At 57.7% G+C, this 16,535-nt stretch carries 16 protein-coding genes; 6 read left to right on the forward strand and 10 right to left on the reverse strand.

The window, feature by feature from the left end:
* Nucleotides 1-175: 175 nt before the first annotated feature.
* Together JWS10_RS20005 and tgt are read right to left on the reverse strand one after the other, a co-directional pair.
* Nucleotides 176-847, reverse strand: coding sequence for a class I SAM-dependent methyltransferase (locus JWS10_RS20005; protein ID WP_299509550.1), 672 nt, complete (start codon nucleotides 845-847; stop codon nucleotides 176-178).
* Nucleotides 848-1,034: 187 nt separating this feature from the next.
* The gene (gene tgt, locus JWS10_RS20010; protein WP_299509609.1) at nucleotides 1,035-2,165 is read right to left on the reverse strand and encodes a tRNA guanosine(34) transglycosylase Tgt; all 1,131 of its coding nucleotides are present in this window, start codon (nucleotides 2,163-2,165) and stop codon (nucleotides 1,035-1,037) included.
* 103 nt (nucleotides 2,166-2,268) lie between these two features.
* Here tgt and JWS10_RS20015 point away from each other — a divergent pair, with 103 nt between their 5' ends.
* Nucleotides 2,269-2,886, forward strand: a complete 618-nt coding sequence (locus JWS10_RS20015; protein ID WP_299509551.1) for a TetR/AcrR family transcriptional regulator — start codon at nucleotides 2,269-2,271, stop codon at nucleotides 2,884-2,886.
* 189 nt (nucleotides 2,887-3,075) lie between these two features.
* Here JWS10_RS20015 and JWS10_RS20020 read toward each other — a convergent pair whose 3' ends face one another.
* The 6 genes from JWS10_RS20020 to JWS10_RS20045 form a co-directional block, all read right to left on the reverse strand.
* On the reverse strand, nucleotides 3,076-3,852 hold the full coding sequence (locus JWS10_RS20020) for an ABC transporter permease (protein ID WP_299509552.1): 777 nt from the start codon (nucleotides 3,850-3,852) through the stop codon (nucleotides 3,076-3,078).
* On the reverse strand, nucleotides 3,852-4,589 hold the full coding sequence (locus tag JWS10_RS20025; RefSeq protein WP_299509553.1) for an ABC transporter permease subunit: 738 nt from the start codon (nucleotides 4,587-4,589) through the stop codon (nucleotides 3,852-3,854). The genes JWS10_RS20020 and JWS10_RS20025 overlap by 1 nt, the downstream gene beginning before the upstream one ends.
* Nucleotides 4,589-5,353 carry a transporter substrate-binding domain-containing protein gene (locus JWS10_RS20030; protein ID WP_299509554.1) on the reverse strand — a complete coding sequence of 255 codons (765 nt, stop codon included), beginning with the start codon at nucleotides 5,351-5,353 and terminating at the stop codon, nucleotides 4,589-4,591. The genes JWS10_RS20025 and JWS10_RS20030 overlap by 1 nt, the downstream gene beginning before the upstream one ends.
* Before the next feature lie 34 nt (nucleotides 5,354-5,387).
* Nucleotides 5,388-6,167 carry an ATP-binding cassette domain-containing protein gene (locus JWS10_RS20035; protein WP_299481198.1) on the reverse strand — a complete coding sequence of 260 codons (780 nt, stop codon included), beginning with the start codon at nucleotides 6,165-6,167 and terminating at the stop codon, nucleotides 5,388-5,390.
* A gap of 136 nt (nucleotides 6,168-6,303) precedes the next feature.
* Nucleotides 6,304-7,437: a 3-dehydroquinate synthase gene (aroB, locus tag JWS10_RS20040; RefSeq protein WP_299509555.1), complete on the reverse strand. Its 1,134-nt coding sequence runs from the start codon at nucleotides 7,435-7,437 to the stop codon at nucleotides 6,304-6,306.
* 1 nt (nucleotide 7,438) lies between these two features.
* Nucleotides 7,439-8,014, reverse strand: a complete 576-nt coding sequence (locus JWS10_RS20045) for a shikimate kinase (protein WP_299481218.1) — start codon at nucleotides 8,012-8,014, stop codon at nucleotides 7,439-7,441.
* Nucleotides 8,015-8,194: 180 nt separating this feature from the next.
* Here JWS10_RS20045 and JWS10_RS20050 point away from each other — a divergent pair, with 180 nt between their 5' ends.
* From JWS10_RS20050 to JWS10_RS20065, 4 genes are read left to right on the forward strand one after another with little or no spacing between them, the layout of a single operon-like run.
* A complete protein-coding gene (locus JWS10_RS20050) occupies nucleotides 8,195-8,329 on the forward strand; it encodes a hypothetical protein (protein WP_299481192.1) in 135 nt (44 codons plus the stop codon).
* Between the two features lie 2 nt (nucleotides 8,330-8,331).
* The gene (locus JWS10_RS20055) at nucleotides 8,332-9,963 is read left to right on the forward strand and encodes a hypothetical protein (RefSeq protein ID WP_299509556.1); all 1,632 of its coding nucleotides are present in this window, start codon (nucleotides 8,332-8,334) and stop codon (nucleotides 9,961-9,963) included.
* Entirely contained in the window at nucleotides 9,964-10,917 is a 954-nt protein-coding gene (locus JWS10_RS20060) for a site-specific tyrosine recombinase XerD (protein ID WP_299509557.1), read from the forward strand.
* A complete protein-coding gene (locus tag JWS10_RS20065) occupies nucleotides 10,917-12,167 on the forward strand; it encodes a transporter associated domain-containing protein (protein WP_299509558.1) in 1,251 nt (416 codons plus the stop codon). Before JWS10_RS20060 ends, JWS10_RS20065 begins: the two co-directional genes overlap by 1 nt.
* Nucleotides 12,168-12,201: 34 nt before the next feature.
* Here JWS10_RS20065 and JWS10_RS20070 read toward each other — a convergent pair whose 3' ends face one another.
* Nucleotides 12,202-13,557, reverse strand: a complete 1,356-nt coding sequence (locus JWS10_RS20070) for a CAP domain-containing protein (RefSeq protein ID WP_299509559.1) — start codon at nucleotides 13,555-13,557, stop codon at nucleotides 12,202-12,204.
* Nucleotides 13,558-13,639: 82 nt separating this feature from the next.
* A complete protein-coding gene (locus JWS10_RS20075) occupies nucleotides 13,640-15,187 on the reverse strand; it encodes a helicase HerA-like domain-containing protein (RefSeq protein ID WP_299509561.1) in 1,548 nt (515 codons plus the stop codon).
* Nucleotides 15,188-15,803: 616 nt separating this feature from the next.
* On the opposite strand from JWS10_RS20075, the gene JWS10_RS20080 reads away from it, so the two are divergent.
* Nucleotides 15,804-16,478 (forward strand): invasion associated locus B family protein, encoded by a 675-nt coding sequence (locus JWS10_RS20080; protein ID WP_299509562.1) that lies wholly within the window; start codon nucleotides 15,804-15,806, stop codon nucleotides 16,476-16,478.
* Nucleotides 16,479-16,535: the final 57 nt, after the last annotated feature.

Here is a 16,535-nt window from a genome sequence, read left to right on the forward strand (position 1 = left end):
GAAAGCCTTGGCCCCGATTATCGGCAGCAGTAAGGCTTTCCCCTTCGGATTATGTATTTGGGTGTGGCAAGCCTGCCTGTCAACCACCGCATCTTGTGTAATCATGCGCTGCCGATCCAGCGGGGGCAAGCAGGTTCGCCCATCAACCTTAAGCAAACCCTATCATCACGCAGCGTCAGAACCGAGCCGACCGGTTTCGCACGCGGATCAAAAACTGCACCGTGAAGAAATCATTCAACAGGCCCAACGTCGCGCGCATCACCCATTTCATCTTGCGACCGCGTCCGGGCTTGGAAATAGCCCTTTCAAGCACCAGCCCACTTGATGTCATAAGCTCACAGGCGGTCTGCTTGACGAACCAGCGCAGATGCGTGCGATCAAGCACCCCCGAGTCTCGCAAGGTCCATTTGCCCCGGAAGAACAACGGAAATGAGGCTTCAAAATACCGGATGTTGGGGATGCTGGCCACGATCACCCCGTCCGGCGCCAGCGCTTCATGCAGCCGACGCACAACTGACCACGGATCTGCAAGATGTTCGAGCACATCAAGACACAGAATAACGTCAAAAGGCCCGTGCTGCTCTAACAGTCGGCGCACAAACGCGTCATCCTCAAGATTGCCCGCGACATGAAAATCGAGCCGGGCGTCCGGTCGTTCAGGACTAATGAGGTCTACTACCCCGGCCTGCTCAACGTAGCCATGCTCCTTCAGCCAAACTACCGTAGCGCCCTCGCCGCCACCCACATCCAAAAGGCGTTTCCCGCCCTTCGGCACAAGCGGCATTATTTCGTGACGGACCAAATCATAATAGCCAGCCGTGCTCGCTTCCAAACTTTTTACGTTCAAATCGACCTCCTGAATATCAAAAGACGAAAGCGTGACGGGCCCCGCACCTTGCCGCCAGCGTACCGAACAGTAAGGACCAAAGGGTTTAGGTCAACACAATTCCGCCGCAGTCCGACCGAGTCGCACGCGCGAGCAGCATTGCAATCGCTGATTCAAAGGAAACCGAAGAAAGGCAGATTGAATCGCGTTAAACCGGTTCAATATCGCTTAACGCGCGTTGCGCATGGAAGTCGGCGACAAACCCGGCCAAGCGCCCTGCCCCGATCGCGTCGCGCAGACCCTGCATCAGCACCTGATAATAATGCAGGTTATGCCATGTCAGCAGCATTGAGGCGATTATCTCGCCCGACTTGAACACATGATGCAAATAAGCTCGCGAGTAATTGGCGCAGCACGGACAGCTACAGCTTTCATCCAGCGGCCTCGGATCATCCATATGCCGCGCGTTCTTGATATTGACCTGACCGCGATGCGTCCATGCTTGCCCGGTGCGGCCCGAGCGTGACGGCAGCACGCAATCCATCATGTCAATGCCGCGCTCTACCGCGCCGACAATATCATCGGGCTTGCCGACGCCCATCAGATAACGTGGCTTATCGGCGGGCAGCATCCCCGGCGCGTAATCCAGAACGCCGAGCATCGCCTCCTGCCCTTCGCCGACAGCCAAACCGCCCACCGCATAGCCGTCAAAGCCAATTGCGGTCAGCGCCTTGGCGGATTCCTCGCGCAAATCCCGCGTGACACCGCCTTGCATGATGCCAAACAACGCATGTCCCGGCCGATCGCCAAACGCATCACGCGAGCGTTGCGCCCAACGCATCGACAGTGCCATTGATTTTGCCACCTCAGCATCCGTTGCAGGCAAGGCGGGACATTCATCAAAGCACATCACAATGTCCGACCCGAGCAGCTTTTGGATTTCCATGCTGCGCTCTGGCGAAAGCATATGCTTTGAGCCATCAATATGGCTGGAAAACCGCACGCCTTCTTCGGTCAACTTACGCAAAGCGGCGAGGCTCATCACCTGAAAGCCGCCCGAATCGGTCAGAATAGGCCGCTCCCAGTTCATAAACTTGTGCAAACCGCCTAGGCGCGCGATGCGCTCGGCAGTGGGCCGCAGCATCAGATGATAGGTATTGCCCAACAAAATATCGGCACCGGTGGCGCGCACGGATTCCGGCAACATCGCCTTCACCGTTGCCGCCGTGCCCACCGGCATGAAGGCTGGCGTGCGGATAGCTCCGCGCGGCGTGTGGATCACGCCAGTGCGTGCCGCGCCATCGGTCGCCTGTAAATCGAAGCCGAATTTTGCCATAATTTCCGCCATAACCCCTGCCTCTAGCGTTGCCCTTCTGCGGGAATAAGGGCAGAAAGTGAAGGGGTATGCGCACCCTGCTTTTGCCTACCCGTGGAAAGTACACATGCCCGAAAAGTCCAGCCGTCCTGCCCAAACGCGCCTGACCTCCGAAGCCCGCCGCAAACAAATTGCCGAAGCCGCTCTGCGCAGCCTGCAAAATCACGGCCATTCCGGTCTGACTGCCCGCAAGGTGGCAGCCGAGGCTGGCCTGTCGCTGGGGCATTTGACATATCACTACAAAGATATGGCCGAAGTGTTGGCAGCCGCCTTTCGTCTCGCCGCCGATCAGGTGCAACAGGCTGGTCGTCGCGCCTTGATAAGACCCGGTGGCACGCCCTCAGAACGGCTGGACCGCTTTTTGCGCGCAGGCTTCAGCACCGACCTGATGACCCCCGCGCATTTGCGGCTGCGGATTGATCTGTGGTCGGCAGCCCTGACCCACAGCGAAATAGCCTCAATTGAGCGCGCGCTTTACGACAGCCATCGCGACGCGCTGGAACGCCTGCTCGACCACATGGCCGCAGGCTATGCTTATGAACGCATCCCAGCCGTCGCCGACCTGATCATGGCAACGCTGGACGGATTATGGCTGGATTGGCTGCGCCGAGGCGACGAGCAAGCGGTCAAAAACGGCCTTGACGGCTGCGTGTTGTTCGCGCGGCTACGGCTGGGCGGCAGCTGACCGTGCCGAGAAACGCGCCAAAACTTAGCTAAATTTGCTTTCAGACGGGTTTAGATATCCGCGCCGAAGGCATCCAAAATGCACCCAAAACCTCGACCCAAAATAGCAAACCATTAATAAACCCTGAATCTCACTTCGTAACCCATTGATTCTACGTAATCGCAATCCTGTCCACGTGTGGACACCGCCTCAAGCCACTTTGCTCGGGAACCGACTTTCAAACCATTTGAACAGCAGAACAATCAGCGCCGTGATCGCCATATAAGTCAGTGCCAGCAACAACAGCGGCTCATAAACCACCAAAGTATCGCGCCGCACCCGGCCAGCGACATCATAAATTTCCATGATCGTAATCGTCGAGATCAGCGGCGTCGATTTCAACTGCAAAACCGTCTCGCCGCCAATCGTCGGCAAAACCCGCTGGATCGCCTGCGGCAACCAGATCCGCCGAAAGATGGTGAACCGAGGCATCCCCATCGCCCGAGCAGCCTCTAACTGGCCATGCGGTACAGATTTGAAAGCGCCGCGTAAAACCTCACCCTCATACCCCGCCACGGACAGCGAAAGCGCCACCACCGCATACGGCCAAGCCTGCCGCAAGATCGGCCAGAACATACTGTCTCTGATCCACGGGATCGACGGAAACAACGACCCTATGCCGTAATACAGCAGCCAAATCTGCATCAAAAGCGGCGTGCCCCGGATCACCGAGCAAAACACCCGCGCCGGCCAAGCGAGCCACCGCGGCCCCGCCGCCTGTACGAACCCAATCGGGATCGCCAGCGCAAACCCGATTACCATGGTCACCACCAGCATCCAGATCGTCTGCCACAACCCGCGCAGCATCATTGACTGATACTTCGGGTTCGCCAGCCAATCCCAGCGCAAAGAATACGCGCACCACAACACCAGCCCCGCTGCAATCGCGATCATAATCACCCGGCGCAAATTGAGAAAGTCGCGCATCAGCCCCTCGAATCGCGTTGGCCGCGGCGTGAGACTTTTTCGAGCCGCCCGAACAGCAGAATTGAGACCAGCGAAACCGCCATATAAAGCGCCATCGCTGCGCCGTAAAACGTGAAAAATGCCTTTGTGGTGGCCGAAGCCTGGAACGTCGCTTTGGTCAGTTCGGTAAATCCAATCACCGCCAGCAAAGCTGTATCCTTAGTTGCGTTCAGCCAAAGATTTCCCAATCCCGGAATCGCATTCGAGGTCATCAGCGGCAACGTAATCCGCCGCGCCAGCATCACCGGCGACATCCCCATCGCGCGGGCAGCCTCAATCTGACCCTGCGGCACCGCGAGAATCGAACCCCGCAACACTTCAATCTGATAAGCGCCCTGCACCACCGCCAGCACAACCACGCCGGTGATGAATTGGGGAAGATTGATACGCTCGTAGCCTAACCCCAGCAGTACCTGATTGATCAGCGCGGGCACCGCGTAATACAGGATCAGGATCAGTACCAACTCCGGCACCGCCCGCACAATAGTCGTGTAAACGGCGAGCAGGTCTTTCGCGACCGGGCCGCCGTAAAGTTTGCCAAACGCGCCGGAGACGCCAATGCAAAATCCAATCGCATAGGCGCCAAGCGCGATCATCAGCGAGTTGCCAAAGCCCCAAAGCAGGGTCGCCCCCCAGCCGCAATCGCCGAAGCCAAGTAAAGTCAGGCTCGAAAGCTCTGCGGGTGGAGGGCAAACCATCAGTTTGCGGGACCGTAGATGTCGATGGTGAAGTATTTCTTGGTGATGGCATCATATTCGCCATCAGCCCGAACATCGGCAATTGCCTTGTTCAGCGTCGCATTAAGCGGATCACCCTTGCGCAAACCAAAGCCGACGCCGCGTCCCAATATAGCTGGATCATCGGCAACGTTTCCGACGTTTTCGCAGCAAGCGCCGGGTGCGGTTTTCAGAAAATCGGCCACCACGATCGAATCCGCGACAACCGCATCAATCCGGCCTGCTGCCAGATCCTGATAGGATTCGTCCGAAGTTTGATAGCTTTTCAGCTCAGCGTCAGGGAAATGCGCCTGCACATAAGCCTCTTGGATGGTTGAAACCTGCACACCGATAATCTTGCCGCTCAGGCCCTCTGCGGTCGGCAGAATGCCCGCGTCTTTGGTGGCCATAACGGCGGTCGGCGTGTTGTAGTATTTGTCGGTGAAATCGATGCTTTTTTGCCGTTCTTCGTTGATCGACATCGAGGACATGATCACGTCAATCTGCCCGGCGTTCAGCGCGGGGATGATGCCATCCCAAGCTGTCGGGGTGATCACGCAATCAAGTGCTGCTTTTTTGCAGACTGCGCTAAGGAAATCAATTTCCCAACCTGTCCAGTTGCCACTGGCATCGGGCGACGTGAACGGTGGATATGGTTCTGCGGCGACACCAATTTTCAAAGGTGCTGCAAACGCGGCTGTTCCAAACAGCAGAGACACCGCTGCCGCAATAGCTATTTTCTTCATAGTTAATCCTTACAAGTTGGTTTAAGTCTCCGCGCTAACCCACGGTTTTCAAGAACTGTTTTAGTCTTTCCGATCTTGGCGCACCGAACACTTCGGCCGGCGGGCCTTCTTCTTCGATCAGTCCGTTGTGCAAGTAGATCACATGACTTGCGACCTCACGTGCGAATTTCATCTCATGCGTAACCAGCACCATAGTGCGGCCTTCGTCAGCCAAGCCCTTGATGACTTGCAACACCTCACCAACCAATTCGGGATCTAAGGCCGAGGTCGGCTCGTCGAACAGCATCGCACGTGGTTCCATGCACAAGGCCCGCGCGATGGCGGCACGTTGTTGCTGACCGCCCGACATGTACGCCGGGTATGCGCCAGCTTTTTCCGCCAAACCCACCCGAGCGAGCAGCTTATGCGCCCGCGCTTCGGCCTCTGCCCTTGGCAATTTCAGCACATGCACTGGCACCTCAATCAGGTTTTCCAGCACGGTTTTATGGGTCCAGAGGTTAAAATTCTGAAACACCATGCCCAGACTTTGCCGCAACCGCTCTAGCTGTCGGCGATCAGACGGGCTGCCATCTGGGCGCATTGAAACCGCCTCAGAGCCGATCTCAATCGTGCCTGCCGACGGGGTTTCCAAAAAGTTGATGCAGCGCAGCATGGTCGATTTGCCCGAGCCCGAGCCGCCAATGATCGCCACCACATCGCCTTCGCGCGCAGTTAGCGACACACCTTTCAACACCTCATGGGTGCCAAATGACTTGTGCAGACCGGCTACACGAATTGCTGTGGGCTTTTCAGCCGTAGTTCCCTGAATCGGCATGTGTTTCCAGCCGTTATGATTTCAGCCATCAAATGCGCCGACCCCTAATTGTGCAAGCGAATAATTCGAGCTTAGCGGGACGCAGGCGGCAAAACATGCGCGAGAACGCCCGGAAACTGGGCGGATGCGTGTTTATTCAGCTTATCGAACCCTGGCGCCGCGCAGCTAGGGCGTCGCCGAGCAGACCAAGCACCAAGTCATGTGGCACATCTTCGGCGACAAAAGCCTGTCCGATGCCACGCGCCAACACAAATCGCAGCTTGCCGTCGATGACTTTCTTGTCCTGCCCCATCAGCGCCAGCAAAGCCTCGGCACTTGGCAGATCGCCTTGTATATCGGCAACATCGGTCTTCATGCCCATGGTTCTGAGGTGAGCGCGGACGCGGCTTGGAACTTCTTGGGCGCAGAGGCCAAGACGTTGGCTAAGTTCAAATGCCAAAGCGCAGCCGATGGCGACACCCTCGCCGTGTAGCAGGCGATCTGAAAATCCGGTAGCTTTTTCAAGTGCATGGCAGAAGGTGTGGCCAAGGTTAAGCAGCGCGCGTTCACCTTCTTCGGTTTCGTCACGGCTGACGATGCCTGCTTTCATCTCGACCGAGCGGGTGACGGCGTATTGCTGCAAGCTCGCATGGCCCTGCGCCATTGCCGGGGCATTGACCTCAAGCCAATCGTAGAAATCAGCGTCGCCGAGCAGGCCGTATTTCACCACTTCGCCGTAGCCCGCAAGGAAGTCGCGGGGCTGCAGCGTGGCGAGCACGTCAATGTCGGCCAGCACCAAGCTTGGTTGATGGAAGGCACCGACGAGATTTTTGCCCTGCGTGGTGTTGATACCGGTTTTGCCACCGACCGAACTATCGACCTGCGCCAGCAGCGTCGTGGGGATTTGCACGAACCGCACGCCCCGGCGCAGTACGGCCGAGGCAAACCCGACAAGATCACCGACCACGCCACCACCAAACGCCACAACAACGTCGCGACGCTCTATCTTCTGTTCCAGCAGCCATTCGACACAACGCGCAAACTGCTCCCACCCCTTCGAGCTTTCGCCGGGGGGAATTGTCAACGCGGTCATGGTAATGCCTTCGTTTTCAAACGCCTTCGCGAGATCCATCAAATGACGCGCGGCGACGGTATCATCGGTGATGACGGCGACTTTCTTGCGCCTGAGCAAGGGCGCAATCTGTTGACCGGCTTGCGAGATCAGGCCGCGGCCGATCCGTACTTCATAACTGCGCGAGCCTAAGTCCACGTTGACGACATTCAGGCTCATCTTAGATCCTTTCGAGTACGTCAGCACGGATCGCCAACGCATTGACCACCCGTTGCGCCATATCTTCAACCGACAATTCCGCCGAGGAATCAACCGTCAGATCAGCCATCTGGTAGAAGGGAAGCCGGGAATCGTAAAGCCCGCGCAGGGTTTCGCGTGGATTAGAGGTGCGCAAGAGCGGGCGGGTGGCTTTATGACGCACGCGCTGCCACAGCAGTTCGAGATCGGCGCGCAGCCAAACCGACACCCCAGCCTCGTGGATCAAGCTGCGATTGGGCTGCGACAGAAACGCCCCGCCCCCGGTCGAAAGAATGCAAGGCGCACCACGCAGCAGGCGCGCAATGACCTCGGTTTCACGGGCGCGGAAGAACGCCTCGCCATCGCGCTCAAAGATTTCGGCAATGCTACGGTCGGCCGCGCGCACGATCTCTTCGTCCGAATCACGGAACGGCACCTGAAGCAGGCGCGCAAGTGCCGTGCCTACCGCAGTTTTACCCGCGCCCATCATCCCAACCATCACCACGGTTTTTTTCAGCAGCACGTTGTTTTTCCCTGTCTGCCTCGATTTGTGATATATCGGCGGCGCATCGCCGCCCAAGGCAAATCTTTCTTCCCTGAATGGCGTGAACTCGGCGCAAATGCCATATATAATCTGGCCCATGTTGCGAAGCGCCTACGCAGGGGGCAGAACGCTGATCAGTGACACACACAACAAAGACGTCGGGCGAACCGATGTAGCAGTAAGGGCGAAGTGGGCATGGTGCGTATTATCAAGGTTTTGGTTGTTTTGGCGATGCTTGGCTTCATTGGGCTGACAGGTTACGCCTATCTGGCGGATCTTTCTCCGACCGCTTCAGAGGTAAAACTGCCGGTGACCCTGCATGCCGACTGATCATGCTTATTAATCCCGCTGCGCGCTTTATGCTGGCGGCGGCTCTGTTTTGCCTGCCGCAGATGGGTTTGGCAGAGCGTAAGCCGCTGTCTGCGATCAGCTGGTTGTCGCAATCGGTGAAGACCCCTACGCCGAAAGGCAGCGTGGCCAAGGCTCCGCTTGCGCCTCCGAAGTCCGTGAGTGCGCCTACTGCGCTGAATGGCACGCAGGCAAATCTGCCTCCAGTCGCTAACGAGCCGAAGGTGACCACCGATGCTCTGCCGGATGCGGTGGCGACGACTGTGTTGGGTGGCACATCGCTGGATGCCGTCGGGCTGCTGCCGCCAATGGTAACCGGGTTTCCGCATGATCTTTGGGGCATCGGGCACAGCGCTGAAATTGCCGCGGATATTGCCGAAGCCGGTCAAGGCGACGTGCCTGCGCTGCAATCGTTACTAATGACATTGTTGTTGGCTGAGGCCGAAGCACCGGCGGATTCCGAAGGCTCCGGCGATCTGCTGATTGCGCGCGTCGACAAGCTGCTGACGATGGGAGCACTTGATCAAGCGCAGGCGCTAATTGATGCGGCAGGTGCTGCGAGTTCGCCCGACCTGTTCCGCCGCAGCTTTGACGTCGCACTGCTGACCGGTAATGAGGATCACGCCTGCGAGGTGCTGAAAGCCGCGCCCGGTTTGGCCCCGACGTTGACCACGCGGGTGTTCTGCTTGGCCCGTGCGGGTGATTGGAATGCCGCAGCCCTGACGCTGCGCACGGCGCAAGCCTTGGGCAATATTACGGCCGATGAAGATCTGTTGCTGTCGCGTTTCCTCGACCCCGAGCAATTCGACGGTGAGGATATGCCACCTGCGCCAAAACCGATAACGCCGCTGGTCTGGCGGATTTACGATGCGCTGGGAGAGCCTTTGCCGACAGCTACTCTGCCTCCGGCGTTTGCCCATGCTGATCTTTCAGAACATGCAGGCTGGAAGGCGCAGATCGAAGCCGCCGAGCGGTTGTCTCGCGCGGGGGCAATCACGCCCAACGTTCTGCTTGGGCTTTACACTGATCGCGCCCCGGCGGCCTCGGGCGGCGTATGGGACCGCGCCGATGCGTTTCAGCGCTTCGATACCGCCTTAAGCAAAGGCGATGTTGCGGCAATAGAGCAACGTCTGCCGCTCGCTTATGCTCGGATGCGCGATGTTGAGGTGGAAGTGCCATTTGCCACCTTGTTCGCTGGACCGTTGGCAAAACTGCACCTTACCGGAGATGCGGCTCGCATCAGCTATGAGATGGGCCTGTTATCGCCGGAATATGAGCGATTGGCAAAGTCGCCAGATGCAGCAACCGACGCGCGCAGCCTATTTCTCGCCGGATTGGCTGCGGGTTCGGTCAAGGGCCTGCTCGCCCCGGACAGCATGGCGCGGGCGATTGCGCCTGCGTTTACCGATCCGCAACTTCCCGACGATATTGCGGAACTGATCGCGCAGAAACGGGTGGGTGAGGCAATGTTGCAGGCGATGATCCGCATCGAGAGCGGCGTTCGCGGCGAGTTGGTCAAGGTCACCGAGGGTTTGAGCGTGCTGCGCAAGCTTGGGCTGGAAGATATTGCCCGCCGCACCGCATTGCAGTTGATGCTTCTGGAACGGCGGGGCTAAATGGCCGCGCCCGCTCATCAGGACAGTTGGATATCGAGTTTCCTTGCGGCGCAGGCAGCCGATCTGGGTGCTGCACGCAACACTCAACTGGCCTATGGCCGCGATCTGCAAGATTTTTCAGAGTGGCTTTCCAAGCGCGGTAGCAGCTTTATGTTGGCTGGCCGTGATCAGGTGGAAAGTTATCTGGTGTTTTGCGATGCCCAAGGCTTGTCGAAGGCCACAAGGGCGCGGCGGTTGTCGGCGATACGGCAGCTTTACCGCTTCGCACATGAAGAAGGCTGGCGAGACGACAATCCCGCCGTGCGCATCAAGGGTCCGGGGGCCAGTCAGCGTCTGCCGGGCACTCTGTCTCTGCCAGAGGTTGAGCGCCTGTTGGAGGCGGCTCGGATCACTGGGCGATCACCATCCGAGCGCCTGCGCAACTGCGCTCTGGTCGAGCTTTTGTACGCCACCGGCATGCGTGTGTCCGAATTGGTCGGCTTGCCCATCGCGGCGGTGCGCGGTGATCCGAAGATGATTCTGGTCAAAGGCAAGGGCGACAAAGAACGCATGGTGCCGCTGTCTACGCCCGCACGCGCAGCCGTACGGGCGTGGTTGACCGAGCGTGATGCACAAGATGAAGCGGCGCGCAAACTCGGCAAGCCCGCCTCAAAACAGCTGTTCCCCGGCCCCGGAGTTGATGGCCATCTGACCCGCCAGCATTTTTATTTGCTGATAAAGGACATAGCGGCGCAGGGTGGAGTTGATCCAAGCACGGTGACGCCTCACACTCTGCGCCACGCTTTCGCGACGCATCTGCTTGCAGGCGGTGCAGATTTGCGGGTGATACAAACTTTGCTTGGTCACGCGGATGTCGCGACGACAGAGATATACACGCATGTGCTCGATGAGGATTTGCGACGGTTGGTGCTGACGCATCATCCGCTGGCAACCCTTGGCAAGTCTGAGGCGTGATGCAGCAGTTTTGGATTTCTGCGCTGATCCTCGTTCTGCTTACGGCAGCGGCGTTGCTGGCTGCGATCATCGCGGCACTGCAACATCTGGCGCATGGCCGTCCGGTTGAGGTGGTGGCATCTCGGCTTGTCGCACGACGTAAGCCCGGTTTGATGGCGCTGCGGCTGGCCCATAACCTAATGGCATTGGCGGCTTTGGCGACAACATTCTGGCAAGCGCGGGCATGGCCGGGGGTAGATTTCGCTTTATTAAGTTTTGCGGCTGGCATGACGCTGGCGCTGATAGGTCGAATTATCCCGTCGGGCGTTGGGGCAGCGGTACCCGAGGCGACGCTTAGCCGACTGGGTTATTTTGGGCTTGTCGCAGCGATCTTATTTGCGCCTCTCGCAGCGGTGATGCAGATGCTTAAACTTGCCGCATTGCGCAGTTTTGGGCTGACGTTTGATCTGTCTGAACAGCACGATGCTCTGCGAGATGACATCGCAGGGGCCATTGCTTTGGGTCACTCCGGCGGTGCCATGCAAAAGGAAGACCGCGACCGTCTTTTGGGCGCGCTCGATCTGTCCGACCGGGCGGTCGAAGAAATCATGCGCCACCGCCGCCAGATCGAGATGATCAACGTCGATGATGCGCCGGGAGATATTGTCAGCCAAATGCTCGCCTCACCACATTCGCGCTTGCCAGTTTACCGGGATGAGACCGAGAATATTCTCGGCGTTATCCACACCAAAGACCTGCTTCGCGAACTGGACCGTCTGCTGCGGGGCGAATCGCCAGAGGGGCTGGAAAGCCTCGATATTCTCAAGGTCGCAAAGAAGCCCTACTTCATTCCAAACACTACCAGTCTTGACGAGCAGATGCGCGAGTTTCTCAAACGCCGTACGCATTTCGCGCTGGTCGTTGATGAATATGGGGCGCTGCAGGGGCTGATCACGCTTGAAGACATTCTGGAAGAAATCGTCGGCGATATCACCGACGAATTTGATGTAGTGTCGCGCGATTCTGGGCTCAAACCGGGAGCTAACGGCGAATATCTGGTAGAGGGCGCGATGACGATCCGTGACCTAAACCGCGCGACGGATTGGCAACTGCCTGATGCCGAAGCCAACACCATTGCGGGCCTCGTGATCCACGAGGCGCAGATGATTCCCGCCGAGGGGCAAGTTTTTCACTTCCACGGCTTTCGGATTGAAATCGCGCAACGGCGCGAGAACCGCATCACAAAGTTGAAGTTGCGACGGGTTGTCTAGCGCCACATTTGCGATGTCTTAGTCCGCCGACTGGTCAGATGATATCAATCGCAGCGGCGAGTTTGGCGGTCGATGTCAGTCCGTTCAGCGTTAAGGTGGTGTCATGGTTGAACTCAAACACCACATTCCCCGCAACCACATGCGCAAACTGTGATACGACCTGCGCGGCTGACAAAGACTTGCCGGCCCAAAGCGTATCATCCAGCAGCAGCTTATCGCCGTCACCGGCAGTAAAGTCCGTCACAACATCTTTGCCGAACCCAGCTCTGAAAACAAACGAGTCGGCGCTGGCATCTCCTGTCAGGCGATCCGCACCCGAACCACCATCCAAGAGGTCCGTGCCTGTGGCGCCCATGATGTTATCATTGCCTGAGCCGCCATAGAGCCGATCATTGCCACGGTCGCCGTACATCCGATCACTGCCGTCCGACCCGGTCAGGATGTCGTTGCCGCCGCTGCCGTGCATCGTATCGGCCCCGCCTCCGCCGGCAATCACATTGCTGCCATTATTGCCGTTAAGTGAATTGGCCCGTGCATTGCCAGTAAGCCTTAGGTCGGACAAGCCGAGCAACGTAGCGGCGTCGATGCCAGAACCCAACGTCAGGCTTCCCGAGGTCAGAAACAAATTGCTATTCACCACGTCCAGCTTGACGTTGCCCGCATCCAGATTGACCGTCGCCGAGAACGCATGACCAGCCACGCTGCCGGTAACACCCACCGCACCGCCAGCTTTCAAACCTAACGCGTAGCCCCCTGAGTCAGCACTCGTCGTTGTCTTCCCTTGCGAGGAAAAGCTGACGCCTCCCGCCGCCTCACCGATGTTGTAAAAACTGTTCTTGTCGGTATCGTTGTAAGTAACCCCTGTCAGAAATACGTTCGCCGCTTTAGGTCGACCATAAACTTCGGTCAGCATCGAAGCATCGTAAGTGTGGCCCGAAAGCGTGAAGTTGCCGCGTTCTTGCGCAATGCCGATCTCTTGATAGACGCTTTTCATCATATTTGACCGATGACCAGCGCTGAGAAATAAATCCTGATGCTGAGCCGGCGACGCACTGTTGGTGTCCATTTTGCCCGACGTATAGCGAACCGCTAGGTTCTCACCGACATTAGACCACGTATAATGGGCTGCGGTAGCGCGTTGCCCTGACGTAGAGCCGCCGCTGCCAGTGTGCGAGAATACATCCTCAGCCAACATCCACTTCGAGTGACCAATCGCCGAATTCTCAAGCTGAGCATTGGGGGCCACCACCTGCTTCGAGGCAGTCGATATCGTACCCGCAGCGAGACCCGCATTAAGATTGATGCCGTATCGTGCGGCCTCTGCCGCCGGATCAAGCCGGGCGCGGTTTATCAGTTCCAATGAGTACTGTTCAGCAGCCGTCAGAGCCATCGCGGCCTCCATTTCATTCGCATTCGCTCAACACTCTTGCTGATGAATATGGCACAACCTAGACGCGATTAAGGCAACATTGTCAACGACTGCGAAATAGTGACCCCAGCACCCCGCGGATCACCGCTTGCCCAGTTTTTGATCCTAAACTCCTTGCGAAACTTTTGGCAAAGGTCTCGCCAATCGAATCGGAGCGGCTGGTGATTGTCTTCTTTGGCGCCGCGTTACTGGTCTGACTGCCGCCGTCGTAGCGGCGGGCGTTGCGAAATCCTCGCGTGTCAACTTCGTCGTGCTGCGACGTCGGCTCGGCCGCATTCGCTTCTTGGGCAGCATGGTCGGCACGGGCTCGTAAGCGTTCATAAGCGCTGTCGCGGTCGACCACCGCATCGTATTTCGCGCCCATCGGCGAAGACGCCATAAGCTGCGCTCGCAGCGCAGGCTCAATTGGCCCAACTTGCGACGATGGCGGGCGTACGAGTGTACGTTCGACGATACCGGGAATACCTTTTGTCTCTAAAAATGAAGTCACAGCCTCACCGGTGCCGACGTCTCGGATCGCATCTTCGGTGGCAAAGCGTGGGTTCGGCCGATAGGTTTCGGAGGCGAGTTTGAGGTCTTTTTGATCTTTGGCTGTAAAGGCGCGCAAAGCGTGCTGAACACGGTTGCCAAGCTGCCCTAGGATGAGATCGGGGACATCCGCGGGATTTTGCGTGATGAAATAGACACCAACACCTTTCGAGCGGATCAGACGCGCCACCTGCTCTACCTTAGCCACGAGTGCTTTGGGCGCGTCGGTAAACAGCAAATGGGCCTCATCGAAGAAGAACACGAGTTTGGGCTTATCGGGATCGCCAACTTCGGGCAGATTTTCGAACAGTTCTGATAGCAGCCACAGCAGGAACGTCGCATACAGCCTCGGCGCGTTCATCAGCTTTTCCGCGGCAAGAATGTTAATCATCCCTGCCCCATTGGCATCGGTGCGCATCAGATCGGCAAGATCGAGCGCGGGTTCGCCAAACATCTGAATTGCGCCCTGATTTTCCAGAACCAGCAAACGGCGCTGGATCGCACCGACTGAGGTGGGAGAAACCAGACCAAAACGCGCCGAAATATCGCTGGCATGATCGGCGACAAAGCTTAGCAGAGCTTGCAGGTCTTTCAGATCGAGCAGAGGCAATTGTTCCTCATCCGCCAGCCGGAAAGCGACGTTCAGCACACCTTCTTGCGGTTCGGTGAGTTCCAGAAGGCGCGACAGCAACAGCGGCCCCATTTCGGCGACGGTGGCGCGGATCGGGTGGCCTTTTTCGCCAAACAGATCCCAGAAGGTGACCGGAAAGGCGCGGTATTGCAGATCGAGCCCGATGGTGGCGGCTCGTGTCATGAAGCCTTCGTGCAGCTTGTGGCTGGTCGAGCCTGCGACTGCCAGCCCCGCAAGATCTCCCTTCACGTCTGCCATGAAAACCGGCACACCTTCGGCTGAGAAACCTTCCGCCAGCACTTGCAGCGTCACGGTCTTGCCGGTGCCAGTCGCGCCGGCGATCAGGCCGTGGCGGTTGCCGTATTTTAGCAGCATATTCTGCGGCACGCCGTAGGCTTCGCCACCGCCGCCGACAAAGATCGTCTCGCCCATCGTTGCACCCTTTGCGCTGCCGCCTCCCCGCTTTGGGGAGCATTTGTTTGCAAATTACATTGTTAGCTTGTCAGTGCCAGCTTGATATTATCCGAGGTCGCGCTGGGGTTTGCGGGTGATTTCAGGATGTCCACGCGTGGGCAAGCTTCCATTTGATATAAATCAATGACTTAGCAGGTGCCAATTAGGACTTTGTTAAGATTTGTCCACCGAAGCGTCCCTGCGCCGAGGGGGGCAAGCGATGCAGCATTTGCTGTGCTTGGGCGGCTGTCACATTGTGTCACAATTGTATTGACGGGGCCAATAAACCGCCGTAGCGTCTGCCTCACAAGTCGGCCAGTCCGACAGGGAGAATAAAAAAAGTTGAAAGAGGGTCGGTTTTCCGGCCCTTTTTCCTTTTTGTAGCCAGTCTCACAGGCAATATGTTCTCAGGAGTATAGCGGTGGGATTTTTGATCTGCGCGCGAAGACGTGATGTTTTTTTCCGCTGACTTCCTCAGTTTGCCATGTTATGCGCAGGGCCAACAATTCATCCGCCCAGCCATGGTTTGGCCCAGCAAATATCAAGAAACTTGCTCTGCGCTCGCGTCGAGCAACCAATCAAGGAAGTGACAGCGATGTCGATGACTGCCCTGCCCCGCACCCTCGCCTTTTCGTTCGCTCTGGCGTTTGCTGGCTCGACCTTTGCGGCCTTCGCACAAGAAGCGACCCCTGCCGCACCTGCCGCACCTGCGCCTACAACTACGGTCGATACGACCGCACCTGCGGCTGACGATCTTAGCATGGGCGTTGAGAACAATACGCCGCCCGCGCCGCTGACCCAAGAAACGGCTGCAGAAGGCCAGATTTATCAGTTGGCGGCTTTTGATAGCTGGTCGCAGCGCTGCACCAAGATGAAAGACGGTTCTGATCCGTGCGAGCTTTATCAACTGCTGAAAGACAAAGAAGGCACCAATGTTGCCGAGATCAGCATGTTCCCGCTGCCTGCTGGTGCCAAAGCCGCCTCGGGCGCCACGATTATCGCGCCGCTGGAAACCTTGTTGACGGCTAATTTGGTGGTGGCTGTCGATACATCGAAACCAAAGGTTTACCCGTTCACCTTCTGCGCCCAACTTGGTTGCGTGGCGCGTGTCGGCTTCACCGCAGAGGAAATCGCGCAGTTCAAAAAGGGCAGCAAGGCGACGATCACTATCGTGCCAGCTGCTGCGCCCGATCAGAAAGTCGATCTTGATGTGTCGCTGAAAGGCTTCACAGCGGGTTACGACGCTGTTGCTTTGACGATGCCTAAGTAAGCCTTTTCGGCCAAAGCAGGCTTTAGAGTTAGATTTAAGAAAACCCGTCCAGTTCTG

This window comes from Cypionkella sp. (genome assembly GCF_028290025.1).
In the GTDB taxonomy this organism is placed as follows: Bacteria; Pseudomonadota; Alphaproteobacteria; order Rhodobacterales; family Rhodobacteraceae; genus Cypionkella.